This window comes from Peptostreptococcus sp. MV1 (genome assembly GCF_000758885.1).
Lineage (GTDB): Bacteria > Bacillota > Clostridia > Peptostreptococcales > Peptostreptococcaceae > Peptostreptococcus.
Map to the genome: position 1 here is coordinate 17,447 of NZ_JRNB01000118.1, position 22,870 is coordinate 40,316.

18 protein-coding genes are annotated in these 22,870 nt (G+C 38.5%); 1 reads left to right on the forward strand and 17 read right to left on the reverse strand.

The features are described 5' to 3' along the window. Window positions 1–141: 141 nt before the first annotated feature. From HMPREF1639_RS07785 to lepA, 12 genes are all read right to left on the reverse strand, one after another. Window positions 142–1,380 (reverse strand): 30S ribosomal protein S1, encoded by a 1,239-nt coding sequence (locus HMPREF1639_RS07785; RefSeq protein ID WP_036765220.1) that lies wholly within the window; start codon window positions 1,378–1,380, stop codon window positions 142–144. Window positions 1,381–1,604: 224 nt separating this feature from the next. Further along, a complete protein-coding gene (locus HMPREF1639_RS07790) occupies window positions 1,605–3,098 on the reverse strand; it encodes a DUF1846 domain-containing protein (RefSeq protein ID WP_036765222.1) in 1,494 nt (497 codons plus the stop codon). A 223-nt stretch (window positions 3,099–3,321) separates the two neighbouring features. Next, complete coding sequence (locus HMPREF1639_RS07795) at window positions 3,322–3,696, reverse strand: DUF6483 family protein (RefSeq protein WP_036765225.1); 375 nt, start codon at window positions 3,694–3,696, stop codon at window positions 3,322–3,324. Between the two features lie 135 nt (window positions 3,697–3,831). Next, window positions 3,832–4,824 carry an SPFH domain-containing protein gene (locus HMPREF1639_RS07800; protein WP_036765227.1) on the reverse strand — a complete coding sequence of 331 codons (993 nt, stop codon included), beginning with the start codon at window positions 4,822–4,824 and terminating at the stop codon, window positions 3,832–3,834. Window positions 4,825–4,829: 5 nt separating this feature from the next. Beyond that, window positions 4,830–5,303 carry an NfeD family protein gene (locus HMPREF1639_RS07805; protein WP_036765233.1) on the reverse strand — a complete coding sequence of 158 codons (474 nt, stop codon included), beginning with the start codon at window positions 5,301–5,303 and terminating at the stop codon, window positions 4,830–4,832. Between the two features lie 53 nt (window positions 5,304–5,356). Next, the gene (locus tag HMPREF1639_RS07810) at window positions 5,357–6,970 is read right to left on the reverse strand and encodes a bifunctional ADP-dependent NAD(P)H-hydrate dehydratase/NAD(P)H-hydrate epimerase (protein WP_052045476.1); all 1,614 of its coding nucleotides are present in this window, start codon (window positions 6,968–6,970) and stop codon (window positions 5,357–5,359) included. Between the two features lie 187 nt (window positions 6,971–7,157). Further along, a complete protein-coding gene (locus HMPREF1639_RS07815) occupies window positions 7,158–9,638 on the reverse strand; it encodes a U32 family peptidase (RefSeq protein ID WP_036765236.1) in 2,481 nt (826 codons plus the stop codon). Between the two features lie 212 nt (window positions 9,639–9,850). Then, a complete protein-coding gene (zapA, locus tag HMPREF1639_RS07820) occupies window positions 9,851–10,426 on the reverse strand; it encodes a cell division protein ZapA (RefSeq protein ID WP_036765239.1) in 576 nt (191 codons plus the stop codon). 154 nt (window positions 10,427–10,580) lie between these two features. After that, window positions 10,581–11,729 (reverse strand): radical SAM family heme chaperone HemW, encoded by a 1,149-nt coding sequence (gene hemW / locus HMPREF1639_RS07825; RefSeq protein ID WP_036765249.1) that lies wholly within the window; start codon window positions 11,727–11,729, stop codon window positions 10,581–10,583. Between the two features lie 90 nt (window positions 11,730–11,819). Continuing rightward, window positions 11,820–12,680, reverse strand: coding sequence for a nitroreductase family protein (locus HMPREF1639_RS07830; RefSeq protein WP_036765251.1), 861 nt, complete (start codon window positions 12,678–12,680; stop codon window positions 11,820–11,822). A 16-nt stretch (window positions 12,681–12,696) separates the two neighbouring features. Then, the gene (locus tag HMPREF1639_RS07835) at window positions 12,697–13,944 is read right to left on the reverse strand and encodes a CCA tRNA nucleotidyltransferase (protein WP_052045477.1); all 1,248 of its coding nucleotides are present in this window, start codon (window positions 13,942–13,944) and stop codon (window positions 12,697–12,699) included. Window positions 13,945–13,948: 4 nt separating this feature from the next. Continuing rightward, window positions 13,949–15,754: a translation elongation factor 4 gene (lepA, locus tag HMPREF1639_RS07840; protein ID WP_036765260.1), complete on the reverse strand. Its 1,806-nt coding sequence runs from the start codon at window positions 15,752–15,754 to the stop codon at window positions 13,949–13,951. A 201-nt stretch (window positions 15,755–15,955) separates the two neighbouring features. Here lepA and rpsT point away from each other — a divergent pair, with 201 nt between their 5' ends. Then, complete coding sequence (rpsT, locus tag HMPREF1639_RS07845) at window positions 15,956–16,222, forward strand: 30S ribosomal protein S20 (RefSeq protein ID WP_036765263.1); 267 nt, start codon at window positions 15,956–15,958, stop codon at window positions 16,220–16,222. Between the two features lie 231 nt (window positions 16,223–16,453). Here rpsT and HMPREF1639_RS07850 read toward each other — a convergent pair whose 3' ends face one another. The 5 genes from HMPREF1639_RS07850 to HMPREF1639_RS07870 form a co-directional block, all read right to left on the reverse strand. Next, on the reverse strand, window positions 16,454–18,076 hold the full coding sequence (locus tag HMPREF1639_RS07850) for a protein adenylyltransferase SelO (protein ID WP_242847304.1): 1,623 nt from the start codon (window positions 18,074–18,076) through the stop codon (window positions 16,454–16,456). A gap of 42 nt (window positions 18,077–18,118) precedes the next feature. Further along, window positions 18,119–19,156, reverse strand: a complete 1,038-nt coding sequence (holA, locus tag HMPREF1639_RS07855) for a DNA polymerase III subunit delta (RefSeq protein WP_036765264.1) — start codon at window positions 19,154–19,156, stop codon at window positions 18,119–18,121. Window positions 19,157–19,168: 12 nt separating this feature from the next. After that, window positions 19,169–20,428, reverse strand: a complete 1,260-nt coding sequence (locus HMPREF1639_RS07860; RefSeq protein WP_052045478.1) for a ComEC/Rec2 family competence protein — start codon at window positions 20,426–20,428, stop codon at window positions 19,169–19,171. A 103-nt stretch (window positions 20,429–20,531) separates the two neighbouring features. Beyond that, window positions 20,532–21,716, reverse strand: coding sequence for a GNAT family N-acetyltransferase (locus tag HMPREF1639_RS07865; protein WP_036765265.1), 1,185 nt, complete (start codon window positions 21,714–21,716; stop codon window positions 20,532–20,534). Between the two features lie 211 nt (window positions 21,717–21,927). Beyond that, window positions 21,928–22,833, reverse strand: coding sequence for a DUF2156 domain-containing protein (locus tag HMPREF1639_RS07870; RefSeq protein ID WP_036765266.1), 906 nt, complete (start codon window positions 22,831–22,833; stop codon window positions 21,928–21,930). Between the last annotated feature and the right edge of the window lie 37 nt (window positions 22,834–22,870).

The window sequence follows — 22,870 nt, forward strand, 5'->3', positions numbered from 1 at the left end:
TTCTCCTAAACTAATTAAAAACTGTCAACCTAACCTATATATAAAAGAGACTTTTTACTTGTATATTAACATAAGCACTTATAACTTACAAAAGAGGGTTGCACTTGCAACCCTCTTTACTAACTTAAGTTTATATTAAAATTATTCAGCTTCAGGTGTTTCATGCTTTTCTTTTAATACGTCTCCGATATTACCTATTGTATCGTCACCAACTGACATATACTGAGATAAATCCTCTTCTGGTTCTCTAGTTAATTCTCTTATTGAAAGCATCATTCTCTTGTTTTCGGCATTGAACTTGATTATGGCAGCCTTAACAGTATCTCCAACGTTTACTACGTCCTCTACTCTGTTAACTCTACCTTCACTCAATTCACCTATTGGTAGGTAAGCTTCAACACCTTCCTTAACCTGTAAGAAAGCACCCTTTTCAATGATTCTTAACACTTGCGCTTCTACAACTGTTCCAACTGATACTTCATCAGCTATAAGCTTCCATGGGTCTTTATCTGGATCCTTAAGGGCTAATGCTATTCTCTTTGTTTCTGGGTCAACGCTCTGAACAAATACGTCAACTTCATCACCAACATTTAATACAGACTCAACTGATTCAACTCTTGTCCAAGATAGATTGTTGATATGTGCTAGACCTTCTACCCCACCTAAATCTATGAAAGCACCATAAGGCATTATGTTTGTAACCTTACCCTTTCTCTTTTCGCCTTCAACTAATGAAGCGAACAGGGCCTCTCTTTCTGCCTTTATCTTCGCTCTTTCAGCTTCTCTCTCAGCCTTTATTCTAGCTCTTCTTTCTTTTCTCTCAGCATCTAAGATCTCCTGAGCAACTTCCCTATGAGAAACTATTATCCTGTTCTTTCTAGGGTTTACCTCTTTAACGTAAGCATCAAGGTCCTGACCAACATACTCACTAGTATCCTTTACAAATTTAGTGTCTATCTGAGATATCGGCATGAACATTGTATATGACTTGTACTGAACATATAGACCTCTGTCTAATGCCTTATAAGCATGTACGTTGATTACCTTGTGTTCATTTAAAGCATCTATTAGTTCCTTAAGATCACTTCTCTGTTCTAACTTGAGAACAGATATTTTAATTGTTGCATCCTTAGGACTGATATTTGTGATAATACCAGTAACTTCATCATCTATCTTATAAGCATCTTCTATGTCCTGACCTCTATCAAGATTTAGTTCACTGACAGGTACTAATCCGTCAAAACCAACTTCAAGACTCAAAATCAAGCTATCATGGTTGATCTTTACTACCTTTCCCGTAATTTCATCATCTACATTGATCTTGCTAAGCTCCTGCTCCTGCATATCTAGTAGTTCTTGCATTGTTAAATTGTTTTCCATTATTAATAACATCCTTTCGTCGCGTAGTATCCATATCTAATATTATAGCATAGAATTAACAAGATTTTACGATAAATTATATTTTTTTCTACTTTTTTTAAAAAAATTTTTTTTAAATTTATTCATGCAAAAAGGAACCTAGCAAATAGCGTGGTTCCTCGCATACATAAATTTATTAGTTAAAATATTGACTATTTTTAAAAAAATCATTTTTTGGATATTTTTTATCCTTCATATAAGTTAGTAGACTGATATTTATCATCGCATGTAACATCTATACCTAACTTTCCAAACACTTGCTCATCATCCTTATTCAAAATAACTGTAGAATGTGCCTGGGCTCCCTTCAAGTCAGATAGCTTGCTCATGGCAAACTGGGCAAGTGTATTGGTCACTGCACTAATACTCAAGGCCAACAAGACCTCTTCAGCATCTAGGGCAGTGTTCCTACTTTTAAGAACATTTTTCTTTAGGTTCAAAATAGGTTCTAGGACAAGTGGTGATATTAGGTGAATATGATCCTGTATGTCAGCTATAGCCTTGATAGCATTTAATATTGCTGCCGCTGATCCAGTCATAGTCTTTGAAAACTTACCCGTTATAATTCTTCCATCGACCAACTCTAGGGCCACTGACTGGCAATCTTCGCACTTACAATGGTCCTTGCTGTACTGTCTAGCAACATTTACAACCTTCCTGTCTTCACCCTTAAGGCCAAGCTCTTCCATGATCATCTTCATCCTGGATACTGCTTCCTTGTCTAGACTACCCTTTTTGTAATCGCATAGGGTCTTGAAATATCTTCTTATAATTTCTTGTATAGCAGCCTCTCTCACTACTTCATCATCTACTATACCAAAACCAACCCTATTTACACCCATGTCAGTAGGCGACTGGAACATACTCTCTCTTCCAGTTATCTTCTCTATTATTTTCTTCAAGACAGGGAATAATTCCAAGTCTCTGTTGTAGTTTATAGTTGTTTCTCCATATTTTTCTAGGTGGAAAGAATCTATCATATTTACATCTTTTAGATCAACTGTAGCCGCCTCATATGCTATATTTACAGGATGCTTTAGTGGCAGGTTCCATACTGGAAAAGTTTCATATTTAGAATAACCTGCTGTTATACCCATCTTATTTTCGTGGTACAACTGGCTTAAACATGTACCCAATTTACCACTATTAGGACCTGGTGCCGTCATTACAACTATAGGTTTTGTAGTTTCTATATAGGGGTTAATACCAAACCCTTGATCACTAACAATCATATCAACATCTGTTGGATATCCACTAGTAGGAGCATGCCTGTATACCTTTATACCCCTTCTTTCTAGCTTGTTGATAAATATTGTTGCTGCAGGTTGGTTCTCATACCTTGTGATTACTACTGAATTTACATCCAGATCATAACCTCTTAGGTCATCAATCAACCTCATAACTTCCATATCATAAGTGATACCAAGATCTCCCCTTACCTTGTTTCTCTCTATATCTCCTGCATAGACACAGATTACTACCTCTACTTTTTCTTTTATATGACTTAAAACTTTTATCTTTGCGTTTTCGTCAAACCCAGGTAAAACCCTCTTTGCGTGTAGGTCACCTATCAACTTACCACCAAACTCTATATAGAGTTTGTCATAGTTGTTTACTCTTTCTAATATATACTTAGATTGTTCTTCTAAGTACTTCTCATGGTCAAAGCCTATCTTCATTTATATAGCCACTCCTATCTTTTTATAATTTTTATAAAAACACTTGACAGACCGAGATATTTATACTAAAATAGAGTTCCATCACAAATTCTAATTGCATGCAGTCTCGACTGTGTGCTTTTTTCAAAAAATAACTTAAGTACTTATTATACATTTATAAGGAATAAAATGCAAGTTCTAGGGGCAAAAAAATAATATTTATTTTGCTCATTTTTAATATTTGCTATAGTTCCTTCTGTAAAATATGTATTTCTTCCTTCAATATCCGACCTATATCCTTGATACCCGCTATTATCTCTCCCCTGGAAAAATTCTTTTCTTCCAATTCCTTGTCAGACATCTCCATTAATAAGGTATAAAACTCTCCAGCTATAAAAATCGAATTTTTAGATTTGTTTTTTTCTATACTTGAAAATAGTAGATCCTCTGCCTGACCTATCTTACCTTCAAATAAAAGTCTCTTGACGCTGATCAGGGTGATTTCTTCCATAGGTGTATACACTAAGTCAAAATCATTTAAACTGCTGTATTTTTTACCCAAGAGCTCCTTATAGACCATCTCTCTTTTCTGACTCTCCATCCTATCTACTAGACCCATATTCTAACCTCCAATTATTAATCCCCAGACAAAGTCCAGGGATTAATACAAAATATATTTCTTATTTGTCTTTTTATATAAAATATCTATAGGAAAATATACCTCAATATGTCTTCTATCAACAAAAGTATATTTTTACTTCCTATTATCATCTGTCAAAACTTCTTTGATACCCTTAAATGTACCTAGGAAATTGACTGCATCTGAAGGAAGGACAAGCTTAGAAGATTCACTTTCACCAAGCTTAACCAAGGCTTCCATTGACTTAAGCGCTAGTATATTGTCATCTACATCAGATTCCTTCATAGCACTAAACACCATCCTTAAACCTGCTGCATTGGCTTCCTGAGTCTGTCTGATAACTGTAGCTTCACCTTCTGCCCTGGCCTCATATGTCTTTCTGATTGCTGAAGCCTCGCCTTCTGCCTCTAGGATCTTAGACTGTTTTTCACCTTCTGCTTCCCTAATCATGGCTTCTTTCTTAGCTTCCGCCTTTAGAATTGCAGACTGCTTTTCACCTTCTGCTATAAGGATCTTAGACTGCTTTTCACCTTCTGCCTGTAAGATTGCCTCTCTTCTTTCTCTCTCTGCACGCATCTGCTTTTCCATGGCAGCCTGGATATCTCTAGGCGGCATGATATTCTTCAATTCAACCCTGTTGACCTTTATACCCCAAATATCTGTGGCTTCGTCCAAGATAGTCCTCATCTTGGCATTGATTAGGTCTCTTGATGTTAGAGTTTCATCAAGATCAAGGTCACCTATTATATTTCTTAGAGTAGTTGCTGTAAGGTTTTCTATTGCTGAAATAGGGTTGGCTATTTCAAACACATATGACTTGGGGTCTGTCACCTTGTAGTATACTACTGTGTCTATCTGCATAGTTACATTATCCTTAGTGATAACAGGCTGTGGTGGGAAATCTACTACCATCTCCCTCAAGTCTATCATGTAGGTCATTGAGTCAACAAAAGGAATCAAGAAATGTATACCCGTCTTCGCTTCCTTATGGAACTTGCCCAACCTCATAATTATACCCATCTTTGCTTGCTTAACGATTCTGATACATCTAATTGCTATAAATAGAATTATAAGTACCAATAAAATCGTGAGAATCCTTCCTATCATACAAGTTACCTCCTATTTTTAAAAAAGCTATTTTTTCTTACTACCAATTTAACACCTTCGACGGCAACCACTTCTACCTCGCATCCTTCTTCAATGGTCTCACCTGTCTTTGATATAGCTGTCCAGTCTTCACCCTTGACCTTGACTAAACCTGGCTTATATGGGCTTATTTCATTTAAAACGATGCCCTGCTTACCCACCACTGCCATAATGTTGGTATCTATGCTTGTCCAAGCATTTTCTTCCTTGCTCCTGTCCATCTTAATCAACTTCTTAGTTGCTAGAAGTAGTAATAGACCTGACACTATAGCAAAAACCAATATCTGTATAAAAACGCTATCCACAAAGTAAGATACTGCTAGGGCACATAGGGCACCCAAGGAGAACCAGACCATGGTAAGGGCTAATGTAGCCGCCTCTCCTATGGCAAAGGCAACTGCTACTATTATCCAGATAATCTTCATACTTAATCCAAACAAGCCAATCCCTCCTCGTATTATATGGTCGTAGTTAAAACTACATTTATATATCTTTAATTATACATCATTTTCATCACATTTGGTATTATTTTTATTAAATCACTAGGGTTTACAGTTGACATTTTTTTGTATATCTCATCACCGCATAGACCGTGAATATATACACCCATGCAGGCAGCATGAAATGGTTGGTACTTAGCACAAAGACTGGCTATAATTCCTGTTAGGCAATCTCCCATACCACCTCTAGCCATACCTTGGTTGCCGGTAGTATTTACAAGTGCTCTATATCCATCTGTTACAATTGTATTCTTGCCCTTTAATACTAAAATGAGCTTATTTTCTCTTGCGTATTTTTTAGCATAGTAGAGCCTATCCTTCTTTATAATTTTGCTGTCCACTCCAATCAACCTAGAAAACTCACCCATATGTGGCGTCAAGACATATCTCGAGCTTATATTCAGGTCAGCCTGGCTAAATATATTTATAGCATCTGCATCTACAACTATTGGAACACTCGTATTAGCTGATATGTAGGATAGCTTGTCTATTGTAGTCTGATTGGCTCCCATACCAGGGCCTATAGCAATAGCATCAGCTGATTTTACTATAGTTTCAACCCTGACCTCATCCCCATAGTTAGATGTCATAGCCTCTATCAGATTATGAGATAGGACTTCTTGTACATCTGGCTGAGTTACCAAGGTAACCAGGCCTGAGCCAGCCTTGACTGCTGCTTCTGTGGCCAACCTAGCAGCCCCGTAAAAGCCCTTAGAACCAGCAAATATGCAGACCCTGCCAAAGTCACCCTTGTGAGCAAAGGACTCAGACCTATCCATTTCTACATCTTCTCTAAGTATAAATCTGTCCTTCAAGTCAACTTCTTCTAGAATATTCAAACCTACACCCAGTCCCTCTACATAAACCCTACCAGTATATTCTTCGGAATCATAGTTGAGAAAGCCCTTCTTGAAATAGTCAAAGCTAATGGTATAGTCAGACCTGATGGCTATACCCTCGTCATCCTTATTATAGGTTGGGAGACCAAGATCTGGATCTAGTCCAGAAGGGGTATCTATGGCAATTAACCTGGTCCTGTTTTTGACCCTATAGGAATTTATAGCCTCAAACAGGGGTCTATAGCTAGATGCAACTGGCCTATTTATCCCTACGCCGAAAACTGCATCAATCAAAAGGTCATAGCCCTTCATCCTAGACATAAGTACCTCTATTTCTGTGTCTAGGTCAGCTATATCCTTGTAGTAGTAAATCTTGATACCCATCTTTTGGGCAATCTCGTAATTAGTTAAGGCCGATGGAGTCAACTTATTAGGATTACCGACAAAAAGTATATCAACCTCCCTGCCTAGAGCCTGAAATTTCCTAGCCAAGACAAAACCATCTCCACCGTTGTTGCCACTCCCACATAGGATACCAATCCTATTAAAGGGAAGGCCCGAGAAAATAGACCTATCAAACTTTTCCAAGTCCATACCAGCTACTCTTTCCTTGGCAGCCCTGTAGAGGTCGTCTTCAATTTTAAGAATCCTGTTAAACGCACTGGTCGCAGCATTCTCCATCAATATTAGTTCACTAATACCGTATTTTTCCATGCACATCCTATCTATCTTGGCTGTACTAGTCTTGTCACCAATATAAATAGCCATAAAATCACTTCCTTTTGCACCTATTCTATCCTTGTCTACAATCGCATTCTATCCTTATCTATAATCGCATTCTATCCTTATCTATAATCGCATTCTATTCTTTTCTACGATTTTTCTACCTATTAAATTCATATCCGAATTAAATCTACATCTACTTTTATCTCATATTATCAAGACTACAAAATAACTAGTCTATCTCCTTATAAAGGTGGCCAGTATTATATGACCTATTCTTTAGCCTATTAAATATACCTGCCTGTCCACTTGTATAGGCCTTCAAAACATGTCCTACTTCATCTGCCCTTTCAAAATTAAATACTATATCAAAGTTATCTATTCCCAAGTCAGACAGGCTATCTAGGTCGTCTATTAGGTTTACTAGCTCGTCAGAATATATAGTAGTCCTACACTCTGGACTCTGTGCTAGCCTGTACCTCTTACCTTGGCTAGATTCTAGATAGTAGATACTCTTGTTACAAAGGGCATCCCTCTTATTCTTCTTACAATCCTTGGTCAAGACGCCCATAGGACAGTACTCGCTAATCATCATCTCATTATTGCCATATACTACATATTCGGTCTCATATGCCTGGCCAAATAATTTTTCCATAGCTCTTAGCTGATTCAGGGATACTTCCTGTGACATACATACCCTACTAGCCCCTATGGACCTATAGTAGTCTAGGGATAGGTCATTTACTACATTGAGCCATGGAGCTACAAGTAGCTTCTTGTCTGGATAATTATCCTTGACCCATCCTATTTGACCGTAGTTGGATACCCTAAAACCCTTCAAGTAGTCTATTTTTTCTTGGTCTATTGAAGACAGGGACCTATATATCCTATTTTCACCCGTCCTCACTATCCTAGGCATATAGTAGTAGATGTCCTTACCAGCCCCTCTTGCCATATCTATGGCCTGACTCAAGGTCACAATATCCCTGTAGTATATGTCAGCTACTGGATAGTCCAAGCTTGCTGACAACTGGTCAAGGTTGGCACAGCTAATATTAAACCTATGCCCCCTATCAATGATGGTATATCCACCTGCCTTAGTTTCTGAAGCATATTCTTCATCCTGTACAGCTAGACAAGGACTTACTAACCTATCCTCATCAAACTTCACCGATGCATAATTTCTCCCCTCTATCATTACCCTTGTCTTGGATATTTCCTCAATAGCCATCCTCCTCAGCGTATTTAATCCACTGATAGGTAGACTGGCCTTGTCATCTATGCTACAACTTATATCCTCTAGGTAGTACGGTGTATTGCCCAGCTTTGACAATTGCTTGATGGCCTTGTCCCTACTCATAGGAACTTTGATAGCCTCTTCAACCTGAACATCCCCCTTCAGAGCTGCAACATTCCCCCTATCATCCCAGATCTTCAAACTAGGCAGCTCGCCTATCTTCAAGTCCAACTCCATATAAAGGGGTCTTTTGACGTATTCTTGACCTGGCTCATAGGTCTTTTTCATCCTATCCAAGAGCTGACCGTCACTAGTCTTAAATACATGAGTTCCCGGTCTTATATCACCTATATAATCAATTTCCACAGTCTGGCCAGGATGTCCAATTGTCCTGATTTCCTTGCCTAGCAAGATTCTTCCGATTGTACCTCCACCTATATTCAGACCATCTCCCTTTTTAAGACTAGCCTCTAATTTCAGCTTCAACCTCTTTGACTTTCTGTTATAGGACTCTACCTTACCAATGTAGAGACCCCTGTTGTTAGGTTTAGAAGAGTTCATTATATCGCCACCTACTTGACCCAATAGGTAACCCCTAGTGAACTTCCTGTTAAATATTACGTATAGGTCTTCTAAATTTTGGTCTGATATGCCAGACTTCCCATTTTCTATGTAGTTGAGGATAGCATCCCTGTATGAACTCACCACTGTTGCTACATACTCAGGCCTCTTCATCCTTCCCTCTATCTTGAGAGATAGAACATTGCTATCTATAATCTTGCCAATTTCTTCTATAGTATTTAGGTCCCTAGGGCTCAATAGGTAGTCACCATCAGTATCTTCATAGGCATCCTGGTCACTATTGTATAGCCTGTACTTCTGCCTACATGGTTGGGCACACCTACCCCTATTTCCAGACCTAGTCCCCAAAACAGAACTCATATAGCATTGGCCTGAATATGATACGCATAGGGCACCATGGACAAATATCTCTATATCTGCCTGACATTGATCAGTAATCTTCCTTATCTCATCTACATTTAATTCTCTTGCTAGTACCACCCTCTTAAAGCCCACTGATTCCAAATATCTCACGTCTTCTAGAGAATGTGCAGCCATCTGGGTACTGGCATGAAGTTCGAAATCCGGTAGAGCCTGCCTAATCCTGTAGGCCATACCAATATCCTGAAGTATCAAGGCATCCACGCTTATAGAATAGAGGTAGCCTATATAGTCCATAAAGTCATCAATTTCAGATTGCTTTATAAGTGTATTTACCGTTACAAAGACCCTACAGTCCCTGATATGGCAATACTCAACTGCCTCCTTCAACTCATCATAATCAAAATTATTGGCACTGGCCCTAGCACTAAAGACCTTACCGCCCAAATATACTGCATTAGCGCCATTTTGAACAGCTGCCCTCAGGGCCTCCATACTACCAACTGGCGCCAAAAGTTCTAAATTTTTATTCATACTACCTCCATACCTATTTATATATCATATCTTTCCTGATATTTTCACATACCCAGTTTATTCCATCTTACCCTAAGCCCTATTATTTTTCTGGACCGGTGATTCAAAAAAGACTACCAGCCTTATGGCCTAGTAGTCTCTTATTATGCTTACATATGATTTTTCTAATCAATACACACCCTATTTCAGCGAATAAGTGTGTGCAAGACCATTTACTTGTTAGTTTTATTTTTTAATTCTTCATAGTTCAACTGGAGATTGTAGGCCTTGTTCTGGAATTCTGCTGCCATATTTTCAGCAACGGCCACCTTATTTTCCATTTCCTTGACCTTCATTTCAAGAGACTTGACCTTCTTATCCACATCTCCACTTACTTGTCCACCATTGGCCTGAAGACTCTTTATAGTTTCATCCTTAGAGGCTAGGTCTGCCTCAAGCTTAGAAATTTTCGCCTTAAGGTCAGCAACCTGGGCATCTGCCTCCTCTAACTTCAATAGGACATTATCAAATTCCTTTTCGACCTCTTCGCTCCTATTTATGTCCTTCTCCTTCATCTGATAGATTTCCTTTTTAAGGTCTTCTATTTCGCTCTCCCTGTCAAATAATTTGTCCGCTATATTCACAGAAGTAAGTATAGCTGCACTAGTCTTGCTAAGGGAAGGAGCAACCTTGCTGATATCCTTTAATTCGCCATCTATATACTTGGCAACCTTTACTATTTCTGCCTCATTCTTTTCACCGGCTATTTGATAATCCACTCCGTCTATCTTGACACTAACTCTATTCATATCCACACTCCTACCTAGAAATATAATAAGAAAAACAATAAACTCACATCTTAAACAACTGGTTCTTACTCTAAACTCTAAGACTTCCAGCTCTATCCAATGTCACATCAAAGTGACTCATAATCGATTTTATACCATTATATCATAAAAAATCCTAGTCGAGTAGTAGGTCCAGACTTATTGTGTCAGATATTTCTAGTCCTGTCTGGCTCAATCTTATATGGTCACCATCCACCAGTATATGACCACTAGCTATATAGGCTTTTATTATATCCACATTTTCCAGATACTTATCCTCACTTATCCTCTTGAGCCTAGTCAAGTATTCAGACTGAGATATACCTCCTATCTTCCTAAGACCCAGTATCAGGTATTCATTTAACCTGTCCTTTTCACTTGTAGTTTCCACAAATAGTCTTGGTTTTTTTCCTGCATCTAAGTTCCTATAGTAGGATTCAAAGTCATTGTGGTTGCTATACCTAGTTCCATTTAGGTAGCCTGATGAACCAAGGCCTAAGCCATAGTACTCCCTGTCATCCCAATAGAGTAGGTTATGTCTACACTCCCTATCCTCTTTGGCAAAATTTGATATTTCGTATTGCTTGTAGCCCTTGCCTGCCAGATAGTCTATGGTATACCTATACATTTGTACATAGGCATCTTCGTCATAGTCAGTCAATTTCCCAGTCTGGTACATAGAATAGAACTTGGTACCCTCTTCAATAATCAGTGAATAGGCTGATATATGGTCTGGTTCAAGCTCAACCACCCTACTTAGGGTTTGTTTCCAGTCATCAAGAGTCTGGCCCTGATATGCAAACATTAGGTCTATATTTATATTTTCAAATCCAATATTCCTGGCCAAGGCGTAGGACTCCAAAAACTCATCATAGGAGTGGACCCTCTCCAAAAACTTCAACAAGTGGTCCTGGCTGGCCTGCAGACCTATGCTCAACCTATTTAGTCCACCCGCTTTCATCACTTCCAATTTTTCCCTAGTCAAACTACCTGGATTAGATTCCATAGTATACTCCACGACACCTGACATATCAAGCTTGGCCCTAACTATTGAAAATAACCTTTCTAGCTGAATAGGCGACAATATGCTGGGCGTTCCCCCACCAATAAAAATAGTCTGGACTCCCTCTATAAGGTTTCCCTCACTATACAGATTCAATTCCTTTTCCAAATAATCTAGATACTCGTCAATTTGGTATTCATTGCCCCTATAGGACGTAAAGTCGCAGTAACCGCATTTTTTCACGCAAAAAGGTATATGTATGTACAAACCTATACTTTTCATAAACTCTCCACTTCAAATTAAAAATGGCTAAACTGCAGGTTACCACAATTTAGCCATATACATTCATTAATCAGTCAAATTCAACCAATATTATATATTACAGTATCCTACTACTGTGTAGTTAGCTGGTATACCATAATCCTTGTCTAAGTTGTCAAATCCCCACTTAGAATCGAACATAGTAACGTCTAGTATTACACCGAAGTATAGCATTACTATACCTGCATCTATCTTATTTAGGTAGCTTCCTCTGTAGTCTTCGCTATCTATAGCTAGTACAACCTTGCCACCATCAACGATAAATCTCCATGGCTGCTTGTTAAGAGCTGATGGAGCCATTCTAGCATATGAGAAGGCATCAAGTAGAGCTCTTTCTTCTAGTACTTCTGGAGTAGCAGCATTTCCCCACTTGTCTATATAAACCATTTCTTCAAGACCGATTCTTTCAGAACCTGTGTCAGATACTGACATGTTAGCCTTAGAGTAGTTGTCACCAGTCTTAGCAGTGTTTTCAATCTTGACATCCTTTTCTGCATATCCTAGAGCTATTAGGGCTACAACTTCCTTGTCTGTTTCTAGTCCAAGAGTCTTCTTTACCATATCTCTGTCAGAGTATGATACCCAACAACTATCTATGCCAAGATCTCTAGCCTTTAATATGGCTCTTTCACCTACATAACCAGCATTTTCTAGGTGCTGTGGCTTGTCTTCTGATATCAATACTAGGTAGTTTGGTGCCTCTATCATTACACCCTGGTAACCTGCTATACCATATAGACGCTTGTAAGTATCGTCTCCAGCAAAGAACTTAGGTTCAATTACTATTGAAGAATCTAGCTTCTTACAATCCTTGATGTAAGATTCTAATTCTAATAGTGCCTTAGTGTCTACTGGTGTTTCCTTAAAATGTCTTACTGATCTTCCATTCATTATTAATGACTTATAATCCATGTCAAACCTCCAAATATTATTGTTTTTGTATTTTTCTGGCTAAATCTAATAGCCTTTCCTTCTCATTAAGTTGAGGTTGAGATATCACCCAGTCTAATAAGGCTTCTAGTAGTATGCCGACTTTTTTTCCCTTAGCTAGACCTCCATCAATGATATCCCTGCCACTTATTTGTAAGTGAGAAATAGAAAAACACTCTCCTGTCTCTATTATATCATTAAATAGATTGAAAATTAAGCCGATATTTGCACATTTTTCAATAATTTTTGCATAAATTGCGTACTTAGCCAAAATATTATCCCTAGCATCCCTCAAAATATACTTTATAGTCAACCTCAAATCATCATCACTAGTATTTTCATTTAATAAATTCCCATACATATCATCCCTTATGGCCCTCCATATAAAGAATGTTTTTTCCATATCCTTCTTTGAATATTTAAAAAATCTCAACAAGGCCTTCAAGTCTCCCTCGTACTTCCTAAAGACAAGAGCCCTTCTTGCAGCCCTGAAATATTCATCACAGGAAAAAATGTCATCTAAGACCATAGCCCTAGCCAGGTCACCCTCGTCAAAATAAAAGTCACCCAACAAATAAGATCTGATATCTAGGTCATTTATGATTGCCAGTTTATTAGTATTAGCTTTAATTATACCCTCAAATTCTGTATTTATTCTCTCTAAGGAAACCTTTTCAATATTTATGGAATTCCTATATATAGATTCCATGGTCTCCCCTTCAATGTCAAAGTCCAACCTAGCCGAAAACCTAAGGGCCCTGAGCATCCTCAAAGCATCTTCATTGAACCTCTTGTCAGGCTCACCAACACACCTGATAAGTCTATTATCAATATCTTCTAGACCTCCAAACCTATCAACCAAACCCACATCATCATTATAGGCCATGGCATTGATGGTAAAGTCTCTCCTAGCTAGGTCGTCCTCTAGGCTTTGACTATAGGATACAGATGTAGGCCTCCTCATATCCTGGTAGTCGCCATCCAACCTATAGGTAGTCACCTCAAAGGCCTCTCCATCCATTAATACTGTTACCGTACCATGCTGGATACCTGTTGGTATTGTCTTTGGAAATATCCTTACTATATCATCAGGCAGGGCATTTGTAGTGATATCCCAGTCATGGGGTTTTTTCCCCATGACCGAATCTCTCACACATCCACCGACTACAAAGGCTTCAAAACCAGCTACCTTTATCATTTCTAAGACCTGTCTGGCAGCGGTTGGAATTTGTATTATGCCTTTCATCTCGCTAGTCATCCAACTTCAATACAGACATAAAGGCCTTCTGAGGAACTTCAACATTACCTATCTGTCTCATCCTCTTCTTACCTTCCTTCTGCTTTTCAAGAAGCTTTCTCTTTCTTGATATATCTCCACCATAACACTTGGCCAAAACGTCCTTCCTGTAGGCAGCAACAGTTTCTCTGGCTATAATCTTGTTGCCGACAGCAGCCTGGATTGGCACTGGGAACTGGTGTCTAGGTATCTCTTCTTTAAGCTTTTCACACATAGCCTTCCCCCTTACATAGGCCCTAGACTCATGTATTATAAAGCTCAGAGCATCAACCTGTTCCTTATTAATTAGTATATCCATCTTTACAAGGTTAGAAGGAGTGTATCCCTTCATTTCATAATCTATAGAACCATATCCCCTAGTCCTAGACTTTAGGGCATCAAAGAAGTCATATATTACTTCGTTTAGTGGTAGCTCATAGTGAAGCATGACTCTGGTATCATCTATATACTCCATGTCCTTCATAGAACCTCTTCTCTCCTGGCACAGTTCCATTACCACACCTACATAATCCTTAGGTACTATAATATCACTGTTTACTATAGGTTCTTCTATCATCCTTATCTCAGTAGGTTCTGGAAGGTTGGCAGGATTTTGTATCATCAAGACCTCATCATCTAACTTTGTCACCCTATATATAACTGATGGTGCAGTAGTAATAATATTTAGGTCAAACTCCCTTTCTAATCTTTCCTGGATGATCTCCATATGAAGTAGTCCTAGGAAACCACACCTAAATCCAAATCCTAGGGCAGCTGATGATTCAGCCTCAAACTCTAGGGCAGCATCGTTAATCTGAAGCTTTTCTAGGGCATCCCTTACATTTTCGTACTTTTCACCCTCACCTGGATATATACCGCAGTAGACCATAGGTGTAGCCTTCTTATAGCCTGGTAGAGGTTGGTCAGTCCTATTGTCTGCATCAGTAATAGTATCACCCACTCTACATGACCTGATGTCCTTGATACTGGCGGCTATATAGCCAACATCACCCGCAGATAGGTCTGGTAGCTCAGTGGCATTCGGAGCCATTACGCCTACCTCTGTAACCTCGAACTTCTTCTTGCTGTTCATCATCTCTATGGTCATACCCTTCTTGACACAACCATCGAAGACTCTAACATAGGCCACAACACCCTTGTAGGCATCATAGTATGAATCGAATATCAGGGCCTTTAGTGGAGCCTGGTCATCACCAACAGGGGCTGGCACGTGTTTTACTATAGCTTCTAGCACGTCCTCTGTATTGATATCGTTCTTTGCTGATATTAGTGGGGCCTCGCTACAGTCTAGGCCTATTAGGTCCTCTATCTCATCCTTTACATAATCCGGCCTGGCACTTGGTAGGTCAATCTTGTTTATAACTGGTAGTATCTCTAGGTCCTGTTCAAGAGCCAGGTAAACATTGGCTAGGGTCTGGGCCTCAACACCCTGGGCAGCATCTACTACAAGTAGGGCTCCCTCACAGGCAGCTAGAGACCTCGATACCTCATAGTTAAAGTCTACATGACCTGGTGTGTCGATTAGGTTGAGGTGGTATATCTCCCCATCATTAGCCTTGTATTGTAGGCGTACATTCTGTAATTTGATAGTGATACCCCTCTCTCTTTCAAGGTCCATATTGTCAAGTAGCTGGGCCTTCATGTCTCTTTCTGAGACTAGGCCGGTCTTCTGTATCAGCCTATCTGCAAGGGTAGACTTACCGTGATCTATATGTGCAATTATGCTAAAATTTCTAGTATTATTCTGTCTATTTCCCAAATAAATTCCTCCTCTTTTATAAGATTCCATATGTATTCACTTTACATTTTACTTTAAAAAGCTGTCAACGTAAAGATGTGTCTTGAAAAATGAATATTTTTTTATTAAATATTGTATTTTAGCTTGATTTTTATCTTTAAGTCTGTTAAAATTGTGTATGTTGATTATGAATTTAGAACATTTATAGGGAGGTGAAGATAGATGGCAAACATTAAATCTGCTAAGAAGAGAATCGGTGTTATAGAAAAGAAGACTGCTTTAAATAGAGTTAGAAAGTCTCAGATAAAGACTGCAATAAAGAGATTCGACGAAGCTGTAGTTGCTGGTAACAAGGAGGAAGCTCTAGCTAAGTTCCAGATGGCTCAGAAGAAGATATATCAGGTAGCATCAAAGGGTACTATCCATAAAAACGCTGCTGATAGAAAGGTTTCTAAGCTAGCTAACAGATTAAACTCTATGAACGCTTAATAAGAGATAATATGGTATCGACGGGTATCATTGATAATTGTGACAACGCAATGTATAGATATATCTTGTGTGTCAAACGTTTGAAAATACTAGATATAATAAATCCACTAGCCTGCTAGTGGATTTGTTTATATCTAGTATTTTTTATTTTGCGTCTATTTTACCATCTATTATCTATACACCTATACTCTATATCTCAATTATATAAGTATATAATTTTTCTTTCATATCCTATGTTCCACAATAGGTTTTGAAGTCTCCAGGTAAACTAGGTCTAGTCTTCCTATAATCCTTCTGGTCATCCCTGTTATCATATGGATTTTTGATTGCTGCCAATAGTCTATTAAATTTAGTCATATCACCCTTCCTGGTCACGTCCTCTAGGGCTTCGTCAACTGCCCAGTTTCTAGCTATCATGGCAGGATTTGCCCCCTTCATTGCTAGGAAGGAATCTTGTGGACCTACCAGACCCTTGGCTATATCATCAGCCAACCTAGTCTTCCACAGACCATGCCAAGATATAAAGTCCCCTGCCTTAAAAAGTTCGCTATCGATTTCTTCATTATATGTAAGACCTATAAAAGTATTTGTATAGTCAGCCTTGTATTTTTCCATCAAGACCAGAAGACCATATACCAGAAGCTCGTCTTCCTCCTTATTGTCTGTCAGGAGACCAAGCTTTCTCTTCATTCCCTCAAAAAAGTAGTCTGAATAGTACTTGTTAAACTTTTCAATCTGGCCACTAACTAGGCCAATAGCCTTGTCCTGGTCATCTGCTATCAGTGGCAATAGGGTCTCAGCCAATCTTGATAGGTCCCATATGGCCATGTGTGGTTGCTGGGAATAGGCATACCTGCCATCCCTGTCTATTGAACTAAAGACAGTATTCTTGTCATATATATCCATAAAGGCGCATGGACCATAGTCGATAGTATATCCTGCTATAGTCATATTATCTGTATTCATAACACCATGTATAAATCCAACTAACATCCAGTCGGCTACTAGTTTTGCCTGCTTCTTGACGATTTCTCCCAATAAGCTTAGATAAAGCTCAGCCTCCTGATGACTGGACCTCAAGTATGGATAATGTCTATCTATGGTATAATCAGCTAGAGCCTTGATATTATTTCCCTCTTCATCTAGGGCTGCAAATTGGAAGCTACCTACCCTCAAATGACTATCTGCTACCCTGACCAAGACTGCTCCTGGCTCCATACCATTTCTGTATACTGACTCACCAGTAGTCAAAACTGCTAGGCTCCTACTTGTAGCTATGCCCAGCTCATTCATAGCTTCACTTATGAGATACTCTCTTAGCATGGGTCCTAGGCTAGCCTTGCCATCTCCACCTCTGGAATATACAGTCCTACCTGACCCCTTAAGGTGTATATCATGTCTCCTACCCGACTTATCAAGATGCTCACCAAGTAGCATAGCCCTACCATCACCAAGTAGGGTAAAGTATCCAAACTGGTGGCCTGCATAAGCCTGGGATATAGGGAAGTCTTTTTCATCCTCAAGCCTGGCCCCTGCCATTACCTCAATACCATAGGGAGACTTGAGAGCCCCAATATCTAGGCCCAGGTCCTTGGCTAGGTCTTCATTTAGGATTAATAGGTCTAATTCCTTGTACGATTTAGGGGCTTCCTTACAATACATTATCCTCGGAAGACCCTTATAGCTAGTATCCATATTAAATATATGTGGTATATCCCTGCTATCTACATTATTTATATTATCTATACTATCTACATGGTTTATATTATCTCTATTAGCTAGGTTATCTACACTATTTATGCTACCTTTATGATTAGCATCCTGCATATCACAGATCTTTTTTAAATCATCCATATACTTACTCCTTATCAAAAATATGATTCTCTTGTCTATAATTTACCCCTTTGAGGCTTTGACAATCAATATTTCTGCTGCAAGTCTATCTACTATCTTACCCTGCTTGATAGCATAATCAAAATCTGATATGAATTCGATAATATCCCTAATAGATGCCTCGTCAAAGTTTTTTGCCTGCCTTATCAACTTATTTAAGACAAAATTTTGAACACCCATGGTATTTCTTATAGATTCGTGGGACATCTTTATCTCTTGAAGGGCCTTGACCTGGAGTATCTGGCTAAACCTTGAAGAAAGTAGGGAAAAGGTCCCCAGAACCGACCCCCCATTGTAGAGCATATCATCAAACAAGCTTAGGGCCATTTTAGTATTTTTAGACCCGATCATGTCTATCATCTTAAAGACATTATCCTCGACATTGTTGGTCAAGAGCTTGTCTATGGACTCCTTGTCCAGCCTATTACCCTTACCTAGATAGGCAGATATCTTGTCTATTTCATTCCTTACATCTACCAGGGTAATAGACGACCTCTTGTCCCTATAGCCAACCAGGTCTATCAGGTAGGTAACCTCTGAATTATTGGCCAAGATACCCCTCTTGTCAAAGGCATCCTTACACCAATTAAGCAGGTCTATATCGTCTAGCTTGTCTACCTGACAAACATCTCCCAACTTGCTGATAGCCTTGTAGAGTTTGGACTTTTTTACATCTATATCACCATAAGAAACAAATAAAACCAAGGCTGTATCCGGCATATCCTCAATAAGCCTGATTAGCTCTGACTCTGCCTCTTCATTAAAAAACTTCCTCTTTGCCTGAAATAGTTCAAAATCCTTGACTAGGACATATCTCTTGTCGGACATCATTGGCAGGGTTTCAATAGCTGACACCATTTTTTCCAAATTGGTCTCCTGGCCATCTATAATGGTCAGGTTAAAGTCTGGCAAAGAACCACTCGCAAGCTCCTTAAAACTAGCCAGTATGTCATCGATGAGTAATAGCTCCCTACCATAAACAAGACTAATATTATTCAATTTCCTATCATTAAATTTTGCTAGTAGGTCACTTCTCTTCATACTTCCTCCACCTTAATTTTCTTTATTATTTTCAAGTTTATACGTCCTATTGACCCTAATATAATATATTTCCAAAAATATTGCAAGTCCAAGGACAAGCCCATAATATACCAATAGAAATACAGGAGACACATGCCTGACCTCAATATTATAGACACCATAATTAGCCAGTCTTTCCAAAAAATAATATACAGACCTCAAAATAGCTTCATTAATACATGCCACCAGGAGGGCTAGGTCTATAGATAGGCAATATGCTACTAAGGATACCATGTCTAAAAAAATAACTAGACCTATAAATGGCAGGACCAAAATATTTCCTATAATTCCCACTGTAGAAAAAGTCTTAAAATTGTATAAGACTAGGGGAATGGTCAATATATTGGCAGCAATACAGGTATTTAAAAAATTAAAATACAGGTACTTCTTCAAATATTTTGAATATATGGCTATAGACAAGACAGCCAAAAAACTTAACTGAAAGGACACATTGTATATTGTATAGGGATTGAATAAAATCATAATAGAGGCTACAAGGCCCAGTACATTGATTATATCCAATCGCCTATCTACAAAATAGGCCATTGCTCCTATTATAGTCAAACCTATAGCCCTAGTAATCGATGGACCACCACCGACCAAAATATTGTATAGCATGAGGCTTATAAAAAGAAAAAATAACCTCTCTAGTCTATTAACCTTACCAAAGACCACCAAAAATATAGCAACTACAATGGATATATGGAGTCCAGAAATAGCCATGACATGGCTGACACCAGCATCCCTAAAATTAACCCTCACATCTTGATCTAGGTCATCCCTATAGCCTAGGACCAAGGAATTCAGTATATCACCATACCTTTTATACATGTCTTTGTTGGCACCTATACAGTAGTCCTTTAGCCTTCCTAGTTTAGAATATAGCCCGGACCTAGCATATATCTCCACACCAGATACCTGTATATAGCTATCTATCCCCTTGGACCTCAGATGTCTTCCATAGTCAAAGTCCTTGAAGACCATATCATCCAAGTTACTCGACTTGCCATATACTCTCACCCTATCGCCTATGTGGACACCCCTATCCTTGCCCGAAAAATCAACAGCAAGTAGATTACCCATATAGTAATTCGTAGACCTCTTCTTCTTGACAATATTAGTCACCAGACCACTTGCCTGCCTAATTTCATTATAGTCTGCCTGTCTAGTAGCTACTTTCGACCAGCTAAGGACAAGTACCATAGCTAGAACAAATAAACCCAACCTTCTCATACAACCACCTCTGTAATTTATAGGCAGTTTTCGACAAATATTAAATAGGCATATTAGTAAACCTTAATTACACACCTTGATTCCACATATTAGCAAATATCAATTATACATACTCATTAATATGGTTGGACTTTGCTTCAAAATTAAATAGGGCCCTTAAATTTTCATTCAGCTCTAGTCCCCTTCTAAAACAAATCTCCTCTATAGACCTATAGGCAAATAAAATCGCTGTCAGTTCGTTAATAGTCAGGCTAGCATCAATCGTGTCTACCTCATCACCAAGATTAGCTAGCTTCCTAGCTACTAGTGTCCCAGATTTTACTTCAAAGCTAAAAATCCCATTATTTTCCTTGATAGCTGGGTCACTAATCTCTATATTAGCCGAAATTGCTTGACAATTTTCATATCCAAGTCTTAGATCAAGATCTTCCACAAACTTTTCCAAATCAACTATCCTGGCCATCATAAATGGTTTAAGATCAAAACTAGCATCCTTTGGATTATCCAAGATATCCATCAGCCTATCATCTACAGCCGTATTAATAGTCACAGACTTGCACTGGGTATTGTGGTTGAATATAAACTTCAAAACGGACTGGTAGGCCTTCATATCATTGTAGTAGACTTCCCTTACAAAGAAGTCTTCCCCATCCATGCTATAGGCAAGATAGGCAGTCGGCTGACCATCCCTATAGCATATATAAATATGACCACCTTCTAGGTCCATTTCCTCAATAAATTCCGAAAAATATTTACTATCTCTAATGGCAGCCCCATTATACCTAGCCATAGCCGATGAATATATATCCACTAGGTCTCCTAGACTATCCTGTCCAGCCTTCCTAAAGCTTCCATCTAGCTTGAATTTTTTCAAATCGATTATATCTAGTTTAACCTCCTGCATATCATAGCAGGTCTCAAACCCATACCTCCTATACAGTCTGTGGTCTATTGGCATCAGGATGGCAAATGACTGGTCCATAGCTCTTATCTGATAAAGCGAGCTCGACATCAAATCTGCCATAAAGCCCCTCCCCCTAGCCTCTGCCAGTGTAGAAACACCCACTATATATGATATGGCTAGGTCTCTGCCTGATACCTTTAACCTATGCTGGTTGAGGTGGATTGATGACAGTATTCTCCCATCCTCTTCTACCACCATGGTTTTTTCAGGCTTGTATTTATTTTTAAAATAGAAGTCTACATAGGCCTGGCTATCATTAAAACAATAGGTCCACAGGTCTCTCACTCCCTGTATTTCATTTATATTACTTAATCTAATTTCCATATTTTCTTTCCTTTCAAAATACGCTTAAATCTATTATATCACGCCACTTGGCTCTGGTGTATTTATACCCTTAAATATATAGAATAATTATACTTACTTTCCATATATAAAAACAGCACCCCCGAATACTTGCATTCCCAAAGGTACTGTTCTTATAACTAATATATTTTGCTTATTTATTTTGAGTTCACTCTAACTTATTTTCTATATCCTATTTTTCTCTAACTGTATACTTTTCTACAAATTTTTCTGGATAATATGACATTTTTGCCTTTCTAAGGCCCTCTACTCCCATATCTTCCTCTCTATTCACCCATTTTACATCTGGGAAAATATCGCATATAAACATCTGGTTGATATATGGGTATAGACCCCTGATATCTGCATTGGCCTTTTCTATATGAACTAGGGCCATATCAGCATTTATCTTTTCTCCCATACTAAAAGCTTCTAGCTTTCCATCTATAAATACGCCGTATATCTTTAGCTTGTCCTTCAATATTGAGTAGTTATCAAATAGTTTCTTCATTCCTATATATTCATCATCTATACTATCTTCAAATTCCTGGTCGCCATCTTTAGTGGCACTCCAAGATTTCAATAGCTCGAAACACTCAGGAAAGTCATTTTCGTCTAAAAGTCTTCTCTCAACCCTCTCTCCATACTCTCTCTTAAAGAAGTTCAGGTGATTTCTTTTACCACTCAATTTTCTTCCCTTTACTGTTCTTAGCTTTTCGGCATCATACACATAGTCAAAGATATCTCTCTCCTCTATGTATTCAAACCTGCCTGGATATAGTTTCTTCAACATCTCTACTACATTTAAGTCTATACCCCTAAAATATATCTTGTTCTTGCCATCATCAAAGAAGTTGATGGCATACTCGATAGCGTCTTGTATCTTATCCTTAGTAGCCAGTGGTAGGATAGAGAATATCTCACCATTATGCTCTCCCACTAGGATAGCAAATCCATCACCTATATGATAATGTGTCTTGTAGGCATGCTGCCACATATATAATGTATTAAAACAATATTCACAAGCTTCATAATCCACCAAATCAAAATACTTGTCTAGTATTGGCTTGGCATCAATATTTATTTCCTTAAAATCCATAAAATCTCCTCAATTCTCATTCTTACATAAAATATTA